Source organism: Candidatus Syntrophosphaera sp. (genome assembly GCA_019429425.1).
In the GTDB taxonomy this organism is placed as follows: Bacteria; Cloacimonadota; Cloacimonadia; order Cloacimonadales; family Cloacimonadaceae; genus Syntrophosphaera.
The window spans coordinates 1-11,472 of the sequence record JAHYIU010000079.1; the positions used below are offsets into that span (position 1 = coordinate 1).

The 11,472-nt window shown below is 51.8% G+C and carries 5 protein-coding genes and 2 rRNA genes; 3 read left to right on the forward strand and 4 right to left on the reverse strand.

Going from position 1 to position 11,472, the window contains the following annotated elements; translation table 11 throughout:
• The 3 genes from K0B87_07960 to K0B87_07970 form a co-directional block, all read left to right on the forward strand.
• Positions 1-389 (forward strand): 23S ribosomal RNA (locus K0B87_07960); the annotation flags it as partial.
• A 170-nt stretch (positions 390-559) separates the two neighbouring features.
• Positions 560-676, forward strand: a 5S ribosomal RNA gene (gene rrf / locus K0B87_07965).
• A 91-nt stretch (positions 677-767) separates the two neighbouring features.
• Positions 768-1,919 (forward strand): HD domain-containing protein, encoded by a 1,152-nt coding sequence (locus K0B87_07970; GenBank protein MBW6514676.1) that lies wholly within the window; start codon positions 768-770, stop codon positions 1,917-1,919.
• 136 nt (positions 1,920-2,055) lie between these two features.
• Here the strand turns inward: K0B87_07970 and K0B87_07975 are convergent, their stop codons facing one another.
• Genes K0B87_07975 through K0B87_07990 form a run of 4 tightly spaced genes read right to left on the reverse strand, consistent with a single transcriptional unit; the run spans position 2,056 to position 10,926 of the window.
• Positions 2,056-2,844, reverse strand: a complete 789-nt coding sequence (locus K0B87_07975) for an ABC transporter permease (protein MBW6514677.1) — start codon at positions 2,842-2,844, stop codon at positions 2,056-2,058.
• Positions 2,841-3,758: a UDP-N-acetylmuramate dehydrogenase gene (gene murB / locus K0B87_07980; GenBank protein ID MBW6514678.1), complete on the reverse strand. Its 918-nt coding sequence runs from the start codon at positions 3,756-3,758 to the stop codon at positions 2,841-2,843. The genes K0B87_07975 and murB overlap by 4 nt, the downstream gene beginning before the upstream one ends.
• Before the next feature lie 25 nt (positions 3,759-3,783).
• Entirely contained in the window at positions 3,784-6,630 is a 2,847-nt protein-coding gene (locus K0B87_07985; protein ID MBW6514679.1) for a DEAD/DEAH box helicase family protein, read from the reverse strand.
• A gap of 12 nt (positions 6,631-6,642) precedes the next feature.
• Positions 6,643-10,926, reverse strand: a complete 4,284-nt coding sequence (locus K0B87_07990; GenBank protein MBW6514680.1) for a sigma 54-interacting transcriptional regulator — start codon at positions 10,924-10,926, stop codon at positions 6,643-6,645.
• Between the last annotated feature and the right edge of the window lie 546 nt (positions 10,927-11,472).

Here is an 11,472-nt window from a genome sequence, read left to right on the forward strand (position 1 = left end):
CTCGATGTCGGCTCAACTCATCCTGGGGCTGAAGAAGGTCCCAAGGGTTCGGCTGTTCGCCGATTAAAGAGTTACGCGAGCTGGGTTCAGAACGTCGTGAGACAGTTCGGTCCCTATCCTTCGTGGGCGCAGGAAATTTGAGGAGATCTGCATTTAGTACGAGAGGACCGGTGTGGACGAACCTCTGGTGTACCGGTTGTGATGCCAATTGCATTGCCGGGTAGCCACGTTCGGTGAGGATAACCGCTGAAAGCATCTAAGCGGGAAGCCAACTCCAAGATAAGATTTCCCAACAGAGAGGTTGGAGACGACAACCTTGATAGGTCACAGGTGTAAGCGCGGCAACGCGTTCAGCCGAGTGATACTAATAACTCGATTGGCTTTCGCCTTTATTTTCTTGTGCGTTATATACGATCTCGAGCCGCGGAACCTTCTCTGACGAGAGCGTGAAGACGTGAAAATGTGGAAGCGTGCAACCAGGCGCAGGCTTGGTGGCGCAGTTTCAGGATCTTGTTTCACGATTCCACGCTTGCACCTTTACACGAAACAAGGCGTCAGCGATGGTGGTCATAGCAGCGGGGCCACACCTGTTCCCATCCCGAACACAGTAGTTAAGCCCGCTCGCGCCGATGGTACTGCATGGGCAACTGTGTGGGAGAGTAGGTCGCCGCCATCGCTGACGCCTTTTTCTATGGTTATCGGGTTAATGCGAATTTGTCCAGCCAGCAGAACCAGTTAATATATCCTTATATCCCATGGGAGTTGATATGAAAGATAAACTGAATGCCATATTTACTGAGATAAAGAAGAAATCGGAGTGCAACCTTAGTTCCAGGGCTTATACCGACAACAGGGCTCAGCGGATCAAAATCGAGATCGAAGACGACATGCGCACCAAGTTTGCCGTCGACCGCGACAGGATCCTCTATAGCGGGGCATACCGGCGCTATCATGGCAAGACGCAGGTTTTTTCCTTCACCAACCTCATTGACGAGGAGATGACCAACCGCAACCTTCACATCGCTTATGTTTCCCAGATCTCGCGCACCATCGGCAAATACCTGGGCCTGAACACGGAACTGATCGAAGCCATCGCCCTTGGGCACGATCTGGGGCACGCCCCCTTCGGCCACGACGGAGAGAAAGCGCTCTCAAACGCTTGTGTGGACCACGGGATCGGACATTTCCACCATAACATCGAATCCCTGCACATCGTGGATCACATATCCAGCAAGGGCAGGGGCCTGAATCTCACTTTCCCGGTGCGGGATGGGATCATCTCCCATGATGGGGAGGTCCACAACACCGTTTTGAAACCTGAAAGAGACAAGACAGAAGAGCGGATCCAGGAATACATCAAGGCCAAAAAGAGCGGCGGGAGTTTGGATTGGATGCCCTCCACTCTGGAAGGCTGCGTGGTGCGGATCACCGACACGATTGCCTATATCGGCCAGGACATTGAGGACGCCATCCGCTACAATATCCTCAAGCGGGAAGAACTCCCGGAGGATGTGACGGAAAAACTGGGCAATACAAACAGCCAGATAATCGAGACCCTGATCAAGAGCGTGATCGTGAACAGCTATGAACAAGACTGGATCGCCTTCGACGACGAGGTCTCCCACTACCTGCTGGAACTGAAGAAATTCAACTACCGGCACATCTACACCGATGACAACGTCAAGCAATCCAACAAGATAATCTACCGCACCATGGGCATGATGTTTTCAAAATACCTGGAGGATATCAGGAAAGGGAACAGCGAATCCAAGACCTTCAAGCATTTCCTGGATCACAAGGTTCCGGAATACCGGGAGGGATTTTCACCGGCGGAACAGGTCCGGGATTTCATCGCCACCATGACAGACCGCTATTACAATGAGGAAATAAAGGATTATCTGCTGCCCTGGAAGTGGTGAGATCCCGTTTTTATGGCCCTGAAGCCCGACTCACTTGTCACTCATTAATCACTGCCTGACCAACCGCCCGCCGGGCGGGAACTTAACGAGAGACAGATAAGAGGCGGACTGGTCAAATTTATGAAGGGTATGTAGTTTAGGAACTTTGGGCGGTGTCTTCGTAATCCTCCATTTTCTTATAGTGCCAGCTTAAGAGGATCCTGTCCAGCAAGGACACGATCCCGAACATCAGCATGCTGAGCAGGATGATCACCAGGATCGCGGCAAAAACATGGGCGGTGCGGAACGATCTGGTGGATCGGGTCAGGTAGATCCCCAAGCCGGCGTTCCCACCCAGCCATTCTCCGATCACCGCTCCCATCACGCTGTAGGTGGCGCCCAATTTCAGGCCAGTGAAGAAGTTCGGAAGGGCGGCGGGAATCTTGAGCAGGCGGTAGATCTTGGCTTCGCTGGCCCCCATCGATCTCAGTAGCCGGACCCGTTCCACGGAGACCTGTCTCAATCCGTCAAAAAGGCCGAGGGCAATGGGAAAGAAGCAGACCAGGACGACAACGAAGACCTTGGCGGAGATTCCGTAACCGAACCAGAGGATGATGAGCGGGGCCACGGCTATGATCGGAACCGTCTGGGAAACAACCAGATAGGGATAGAAGATCTGTTTGATGAGCTTCGAACTGTGCATCATTATGGCGGTCAGCACACCTAATACGGTGGCCAGAAACAGCCCGCTGACGCTTGCCCAAAGCGTCGGCTTCAGATGATGCCAGATCAGACCAGACTGCTCTTTGAACACTGACAATACTTCAAGTGGAGTAGGCAGGACCCAAAAGGCAATAACGGCTCTTGAGCCCGTGATCTGCCAGGCCAGCAGTACCGCAAGCAGAAAGAGGGTTGGCAGAAGATATTGGGAGACAGGCTTTTTCATTCCTGGCCGAGGAAACGGAGCTCGGTTTCGAGCCTGACGCCAAAGCGTTCAAAGACCTTGTCTTGAACATGGCGGATCACGGCCAGGACGTCTGCCGCGGTCGCTCCACCCAGGTTGACGATGAAACCGCAGTGTTTTTCAGAGACGGCCGCGCCGCCGATCTGAAATCCCCGCAGGCCGCAATCATCCACCAGTTTTCCAGTGAAATGCCCTTCCGGCCGTTTGAAGACCGAACCGCCGCTGGGGAGGTCCATCGGTTGCTTGCCCCAGCGCTGTTTATCCAGGTCCCGCATGCGTTCCCCGATCAGTTCGGGAGCATCGTTTTGGAGGCGGAATACACTGCTCAGATGGATGAAACCACTGCGCTGGAAGACACTGGAGCGATAGGCAAACTCATGCTGCTCCGCACGCAAATGCTTGACCGCTTCTTTTGATTGCAGGCTGGCCAGGTCCGGGATCAGGTATTTGCTGCAATACAGCACATTCTTGATCTCACCGCCATAGGCCCCGGCGTTCATAAACACAGCCCCACCCACGCTTCCGGGGATTCCGGAGGCGAATTCCAGGCCTGCCAAACCTTGCTGCTGGGCATACTCGCATAAATCTTTCAAACCCGCTCCGCAAAAAGCGCTGAGGCAGTTCTCATCCCGGCTGATCTTGTTGAGGTTAAGGGTATTGACCACAAGTCCTGGTACACCCTTATCGCTTATCAATAAATTAGATCCCCTGCCAAGTATGAAGTAATTTATCCTATTGGATATGCTAAATATCAATAATGAAATAAGTTCTGTTATGGTTTTCGGTATGCAAAACACTTCTGCAGGCCCGCCGATCTGGAAGCTGCAGTGCTCTTTGAGGGGCTCGCCAAACCGGATGGCGCCCCGCTCTATCAGTTCTGGAAAGCTCGATTTGATCGTATCGCGAAGGATATCGGCCTCCTCAGGACATATTGAAGAAACGGCTGACCTCGCTGAGGAGTTCCAATTCGCTCTTCATTTCCAGGCATTTTGCCGGCAGAACCTGTTTGAAGTATTCCCCGTAGCGCTTGTTGGAGACCCGGGAATCCATGATCAGCACGATGCCCCTGTCGGTCTTGCTGCGGATCAGGCGGCCGAAGCCCTGGCGCAGTTTGAGCAACGCGTTGGGCAGCATGAAGTGCATGAAGGAATCCTTGTTTTCGCGGTCGAGTTTGTCGATCAGAGCTTCGACGACAGGCTCGGAAGGGACTTGGAAGGGCAGTTTGAACAGGATCAGCAGGGAGAGCGAGTCACCTTGGATGTCCACCCCCTCCCAAAAAGAATTTGTGCCCAGCAGGACGGCATTCTTGTTGCGCTTGAATTCCTCGAGCATGGAGCTACGGCTGCTTGCCTTGCCCTGGGCGAAAAAGGGACGCTTGCTGTGATAGAGGGTTTCGCTGAGATGGTCGTAAACGCTGTTCAGGTCGCGATAACTGGTGAAGAGGATCATTGTGCCCACGTTGGTGGTAGTTATCAGCTGTTCCACGCAGCCCAGGGCCTGGTTGATGAAAAAGCGGTCCTTGTGCTCGGGCAGGAAGCTTCCCACCATCAGACGTGATTGGGTATCATAATCGAATGGGGAATCCACGATCGCGGTGGCGATATGCTCAGGCGGGACGAGGCTCAGGCCGCTTTGTCCGAAGAAATACTTGAAGGAACCGCGCAAGGCCAGGGTCGCGGAAGTGAAGACAATGCTGGGCACAACTTCGTAAAGCATTTTATTCAGGTGGGTGGACACATCGACCGGGGCGTAACAGAGTGAGGAAGAGGGATTTTTGCTATCAGTGCGGTAGCTGTTTTCGATCCAGAGAGCATAGTTTTCCAGATCGGGGTTTTCCACGTTGAGAATGCTGTTTTCAGTTTCCAGGCAACGCATCACATAGGAATTCAGAGTTTCTGTAAGATTGTCGTAATTGGGGACCTGCTTGCTGTTGAATGAGGAAAAGACATTGGCCAGGGCCTGGAGCTGTTTTTGAAACTCCTTCCAAGCTGTTGCCAGCGCGCCGATCAGAGTGTAGAGGCGGGGCAGGTCTTCGGGGGATTTGATTCTCAGTTTGCCGTATGAATCGGCGTCCTGGCAGCGTTGGGACGCTTCGGTGAAGAGGTCCAGAATGATCTTGCGCAGCGCGGCGACCTGTTCCGACAGGTTCTTGCAGATCAGGGAAGCATGGTCTTTGCCGCCTTGGGTGACAATGCTTTTAGAGATGGTCGTCTCCAGTTGGTGCAGGAAACCCGTGTTTTTCTTCCGATACGAATACGAAAGCTGGTTGAATAGGTTGTTGAGGTCGGCAAAACTGAGCTCGAAACCGAGATTCCTGGTAGCCGTGGCCGTCAGATTGTGGGCTTCATCAACCACCAGGTAGCTGTATTCGCCCAGGGTTGTGTTCTCCATCTGCAGGTCCGCCAGCAGCAGTGAATGGTTGGTGATGACCACGGAGGAGTTTTCGATGTGCTTGCGCAAGGACATGACGTAGCATTTTCCCGCGTGGGGGCACTTTCTGCCCATGCACATGTAGCGGTCGGAACAGATCTTGCGCCAGGCGATGCTAAACCGGTTGCGGTCAAATGAGGAATTTTCGGAAACATCACCCGATTTGGTAAGGTATTTCCAGATAAAGAGATAGAGCAGCGCCTGGGCTTCGTAAGGGCTTATTCCTCTGGTCTGCTCCATCAGGAATTCCTCCCAGCGGCGCTCGCAAACGTAGTTTTCCCGCCCTTTGACAAGTGTGGCCTTGAAGGGCAGAGGCAGCATTTCCTTGAGCTGGGGCAGATCCTTGTAGAAGAGCTGTTCCTGCAGGTTTTTGGTATTGGTGGAAACCACGACCTTGGTTTTTTTCTGATTGGAAAAGGCAATGGCGGGTACCAGGTAGGCAAAGGACTTTCCCACTCCGGTACCGGCTTCCACGGCCAGATGTTTACTGGCCCTGAAACAGGAATCGACCTCCCTGGCCATCTCCAACTGCCCGGACCGGAACTCAAAATTGGGGAACAGTTCGGAAAGCAGCCCATCGGCAGTAAACACCTTGTCAATGTTAACAGTGGCCACGCCGGGAACCTGATGTTCGATCACATTGGGCTTGGCGACGTCCGGCGGCTGGGGTTTTTTCCCGATCAAGGCGTAGCGGCGCTGATACTCGACGATGCCGTGCAGATAGTGGTACAAAGTATTGGCCAATTGGGCCTGTTTGCTCAGATCGAGCAGGCGGGCGTTGACCAGCAACGGATAATGCCCGAGGATAAACTCACTCATGGCCACCAGCAACTGGCCGGTCGCGGTCGCATCGGCAGCGGCGCGATGGGCGTTTTCCAGTTCCAGGCCAAAATGTTTGACCAGAGTGCCGAGTTTATGGTCCGAGGTATAGGGAAAATAAACACGTGAGATCTCCGCCGTGTCCCAAGCCGGCCTTTCGAGGACGGGACTGCCGGACAGGGCTGAATGGTGGTTGATGAAACCCGTGTCGAAACTGATATTGTGGCCCACCAGAACGTCATCGCCCACAAACTCGAAGAATCCTTTCAGAGCAGTCTTCAGCTCCGGCGCTCCATTCAGGTCTTCGGGAGAGATGTGGGTGAGGAATTCAATGAACTTGGGCATGCCTTTGTGTGGCCTGACCAGGGTCGAGAAGCTCTCGCTTGCTTTGCCGGCCCTGAAACGGATGGCGGCGAGTTCGATGATCTCCGAGGTCGCAAAATCCAGGCCGGTGGTTTCGATATCGATCGCGACGAAATTTAGGCTGTTTCTGAGTGGCGGTGTGTTTTGACTATCCATTGAATGCCCTGTTTAATCTTCTTCCTTATAGAGGTTGTAGCGTTTGAGTTTCTGGATCAAGCCCTGGCGCGAAATCCCCAGTTCCCTCGCCGCCTTGGTCTGGTTCCAATCATGCGTTTCCATCGTCTCCAGGATCATCTTGCGTTCCAGCTCTTCCATGGCGTCCTTGAGTGTTTTGCGTTGGGAAAGTATGGTGACGGTCTTCTTGTTTTCGATGAAGCTGCGCACTTCGTCGGAGAGATCGGAACTCTTGATGAAGGAGCCGTTTTCCACAAAAGTGACCGCCCGTTCGATCTCGTTCTCGAGCTGGCGTACGTTGCCTGGCCAATCGTATTGTTCAAGGGTTTTCATGGATTCATCGGAGAACCCCTGCACTTTTTTATTCATACGATTGTTGTATTTATCAAGGAAATGGATGGCCAGCAGGGGTATGTCGCCGACCCTGCTCTTGAGGGGCGGAACTTCGATCCGGATCACATTCAGCCGATAATAGAGGTCCAGCCTGAAATCCCCGGATTTAACTTTTTCCTCCAGGGAAACGTTGGTGGCGCAGACCACGCGAACATTCACCTTTTCCGTCTTGGTGGCACCAACTCGCTTGATCTCTCCTTCCTGCAGGAAACGGAGCAGTTTTGCCTGCGTGCTTTGGCTGATGTCGGCGATCTCATCGAGGAAGAAAGTGCCGCCGTCCGCGATCTCGAACAAGCCTTTTTTGTCGTAGGCGGCACCGGTGAAGGAACCTTTGACGTGGCCGAACAGCTCGCTTTCCAAAAGGGTTTCCGGCAAAGCTCCGCAATATTGGGCCACGAAGGCCTTGTTGCGCCGGTTGCTGCTGTAATGCAAAGCCCTGGCGATCAGTTCCTTGCCCGTTCCGCTGGGCCCTTCCAAAAGCACGGTCGTGGGCGTGTCCTTCACCTTTTCGATGATGTCGAAGATCTTCAGCATTTCAGGGCTGGTACCGATGATATTGGCATAGAGGTTTCCAGCATTGAGCTGTTCGCGGATGATGGCGTGGGTCTTTTCCAGGCTGGCGGATCGAATGTTCTCAATGATCACGATCGCCTGGTTGGAAAGCGCGCTCAGCAGGTTGATGATCCGTTCCGAGAAATAGTGGGACCCGCTCTTGCTGAAGAGCAAAACCACGCCCAGCGCGTCCTTGCGGATCGAAAGAGGCAGCACCACAATATTGTTGTAGGCTGGCGCGAAATGTGGCTGCTTGTAGTTTTCCAGGGTATTTGATTGATACACCTGGGCGCAGAGGTTCATGAACTTGTCATAGTACTTGTCATCGCTGCTAAAGTTACTGAACAGCTTGTAATCCCAGGAATCCGGAACTGTTCCACTTCCGTGCAGACACAAGATCCCTCCGTCGGCTTCAGAGATCTCCACCAAACTGGATAGGGATTGCTCGATCAGGACATCCAGGTCGGTGATCGTGTTCAGCTTCTGGGTGATCTCATAGAACTGGTTCAGCAGGTTTTCCTCGAATTTGACATCCTTCATCTGGACGGAGTATTCGCGCGAGATCTTTTGCATCAGAATGTCGTTCTGTTCGAGGAGTTTGATCGAACTGAACTGTTGGATGATCTTTTTGTTGTTTTTGAGGATCTGAAGGGCGTTTTCCCATTCCTGGAGGTCGAACAGCACCTCTGCCAATTCGTAGTTTGCCAGGGATAGCTCGTAATTGTTGTCAGTTTCCACGAACAGCTCTATGGCTTCGTGCAGGTTTTGTTTGGCAGATTCCAGGTTCTTCCTTTCCAGGATCGCGCGCAGGTAGTGGGTTTTGCCGATCTCGAAGCGGTGGTTCTGTTCTGTTGCCAATTTCAGGGCCTGGTTCAGGTAATAATCCGCGCTTTCGTAGTTGCGGGTCAAGATGAAATAATAGGCCTGTTTTTGGAAGCCTTCGATGATCTTGTCCCGGGCGTTGATGGATTTGAAAAAATCCAGGCTTTCAACGAGGTAGGAATAGGCTTCTTTGAATTTGTGCAGTTTGGTGAGCAGGCTGCCCAGGTTTCCGTATAGTTCGGCTTTGATATATTCGTCACTGACGGTGGGAAGGAGTTCCAGGCCCTTGAAATAGAGGTCGTAGGCCAGGTTCAGTTCATTCTGCTTCTCGTAAACCTCGCCCAGATTGTTGAACGAGCGCAGCAGGCCTTCGTTGAAATTGCTGTCCTCGCTCTTTTTGATGGCCTGTTCATAGTAGGAGATCGATCTGTTCCAATCCCCCTTTTTGAAATAGAGCGCGCCGAGGTTATTTAGGGAGGCGATGGAATTGCGGAAAAAGCCAAAGTCGATGGCGGTCTGCAGGGATTTTGTCAGGGCGTCCTCGGCTTTGTCGAACTCGCTGTGGTCCATCCAGGTTACGCCGATGTTGTTGTAGATGTTGGTGATATTGTAAGGTTCGTTCAGCATTTTCTGGATCTTGAGGGCTTCCTCGAGATACATCAGAGAACGCTGCGGATCGCCCTTGTCATCCATCAAACCGCCCAGATTGTTGTAACACACCGAGATTCCGTTCAGATTGTAGTGCTCTTGCTCGAGATTGAGGCTGCTGAGGAAAAACTGCTCGCTCTTGTCCCAATCTCCCTGGAACATATAGAGCACGGCCAGATTGTTGTAGATCGCGGCCAGCCCGATATGGTCCTTGGCCATGTTGTAAAATGTCTCGGCCTCTTTGAAAGCGAGCTCCGCTTGGTCCCACTCATTGATGTAATAATGGATCTTGCCTTTGATCTTTTTGGCCTCGCCCTGGATCAGATAGCGTTTCTGCTTGTCCTCGATCCCCGCGACAAAGCCCACCACTTCTTCAAGAACTTTGAAAGCCTCAGCATAATCCTCAGCTTCGGCCAGAATGTCGGCCTTTAACAGCATGATCTTGACCTTCCAATACGGATCCATCGATGCCGGAGTATACTTTTTGATGATCTCCAGCGCGAAGGCGACCGAGTTCACTGCAAAAAGGTTGTTGGCCAGCAGATAGACAATTTCCTCTGAGGGGAGGGACTTTTCCGTGCTGAGGTGCAGGCATTGGCGGAAGTGGTTCACAGCCTCGTCTTTTTTGTTCATGCCCGCGTAGGCAATGCCGGTTTTTTTGTGGGTTTGAAGCAGGGAGGCCGGTTTCTTGGTGTGCTTCAGTTGGTATTGATAGAGCTCCAGAAGGTTGTTGTTGTCGCTGAGCAATTCCAATTCTGAAACCAGGTCCTCAAACATCTTGGCCTCGTATTTTTTTACCTGCATCAGCATTTTCACCTGGACCTGCTGATGCAGTCCCTGGTGAGCCAGATGCTCCAGAATATTTTGTCCCAGTTCAGACGCGTAGAGGCTGGGATTGTTTTGCAGCCAGGCGTAGTAGGACCCCTTTTTCTGCACGACGCATTGCGATCTGATACACGACGCCAATCCCGATGAATGCAGATAATCAAGGTCTTTCTTGAAACCTTTGCCAAGGCCGAGCGCTTTGGCGTGTTCCTCGTCAAAGCTGCCATTCAGCATGAACATGCTGAACAGCAATTCCTTCTGGCTTTGGGAAAGGCCTGAGACCAATTCCTGGTAGATCTGGACGGGGTCGAAAGTTTTATCCAGATAAGGGCTGAGGTCAAATTCCGCCTTCGGTTTGCGCGAGAGCATCTCAAACAGGATCTTCTCCACGATCACCAGATTGCCATCTGTGATCTTGTGCAGGATCTCGCTTTCCTTCACATAACCAAGCTCGGCTTCCGGAAAGTTCAGATGCACCAGTTTCTGCAGTTCGTCGGTGCTCAGGGCGGGAATGTATTCAACATGGGAAAAAGCGAAGAGGCGTTTCTGGGAGAAGAATACTATCTGGATGCCGCAATCCTCCGCGTATTGGACCAGGTATTGCAGATAATCCCTGGTGTATTGGTCCAAAACGTCGCCGTCCTCGATGATCAGGGCGCGCGGTTGCAGGAGTTTTTTCTGGTTTAGCTGCTCGGTCAGAAAATAGAAAAAATCGTATTTCCGTCCGGTGCGAAATTGTTTCTGGTTTTCCCTCAGGAGCTCTGACAGTGTCTCATCCTCGATGTCGCAAAGAAGCTGCAAAACCTGTTTGAACTGATTGAAATACAGGGGGTGGGGTGTGAAGAAATTAACCGTTTCATAAGATTTCTGCAAGGCCTCGAGCAGAGGATTGACCAGATATGACTTACCCGACCCTGATTTTCCCGTTATCTCCACCAGATGGCTGCTGGAAGGATCTTGCAGCACGTTCAACACTTTGTTCAGGGCAAAGCGTTCAGTAACAAAACTGTGCATTTTCGGATACAATCTATCCGGCATATCTTCCTCACTTAAGCTAACGCTTGACAGAAGGACTGTAAATTTGTTTTACACCATACTGTCAAGTAAAATAATCTGCCTATTATTTTGCTTGAGAAAGAGGACTGCTAAGAAGTGTATAAAGTGACACCAGAAATGTCAAATCGTGACAGCCGTTGGGCCAAACAACGGAAATGCCCTCAGTTTTTTTTAGAACTCTGTGACCCGTGATATCGTTTTGAAGCTTTGGGTGTCATTTAATGATAGCACTTTCCCGGCTGCTATGGCGGTCCAATACTCGGGCAATACATTCCCAATATCATTCGGGATGTGTTGGGTGAATGTGGCTGCGGCGTAAGCTCATGAAAGGGAAACGGTATCCTGCTCAAGTGCGAGGTAAGATAGGAAGGATGGGCAAAGAAACAGGGGACAGGCAAAAAAAGACCTTTGCGTAATTGCTTTATACTGGCATGACAGGGCATGATTCGGAAAGTTATCTACAACATCCGGAGATTCATCGTCCCGATCGATGAAAAGTCCCTGGATTCCCCACTATTTTGTCACTAT